Origin of the sequence: Methylobacterium sp. WL64 (assembly GCF_008039945.1) — a bacterium.
Lineage (GTDB): Bacteria > Pseudomonadota > Alphaproteobacteria > Rhizobiales > Beijerinckiaceae > Methylobacterium.
In genome coordinates this window covers 1-504 of record NZ_VRVA01000335.1, presented here as the reverse complement: position 1 = coordinate 504, position 504 = coordinate 1, and the positions used below count along the sequence as shown (strand labels likewise).

At 69.2% G+C, this 504-nt stretch carries 1 protein-coding gene; it reads left to right on the top strand.

Annotated elements, in window-relative coordinates:
- Positions 1-504: transposase (locus tag FV242_RS34170; protein ID WP_187278690.1), on the top strand; the 504-nt coding region annotated here is incomplete at both ends.

Sequence of the window (504 nt, the reverse complement as noted above, 5' to 3'; positions counted from 1 at the left end):
TCCCCGATGCGATCCGGGCGGTGTTCCCCGAGGCGCTGGTCCAGACCTGCATCGTCCACCTCCTGCGCCACAGCCTCGACTTCGTCTCCTACAAGGACCGCAAGCTCGTGGCGGCGGCGCTGAAGGAGATCTACCGTGCGCTCGATGCCGCCGCCGGCGAGACGGCCTTGGCTGCCTTCGAGGCGGGCGCGTGGGGCCGGAAGTACCCGGCCATCGCTCAGAGTTGGCGACGGGCCTGGGGCGAAGTCATCCCGTTCTACGCGTTCCCGGGCGAAGTCCGGCGGATCCTGTACACCACGAACGCCATCGAGGCCCTGAACGCCACGCTGCGCCGGGCTGTGCGCGCCCGGTGCCACTTCCCGACCGACGAGGCCGCCCTGAAGCTGCTCTACCTGGTCTTGAACCGCTCCGAGAAGGCGTGGAAGATGGGCCCGCGTGAGTGGGTCATGGCCAAGGCGCAGTTCGCCGTCATCTTCGGCGAGCGCTTCACCCGGGCCATGGCGG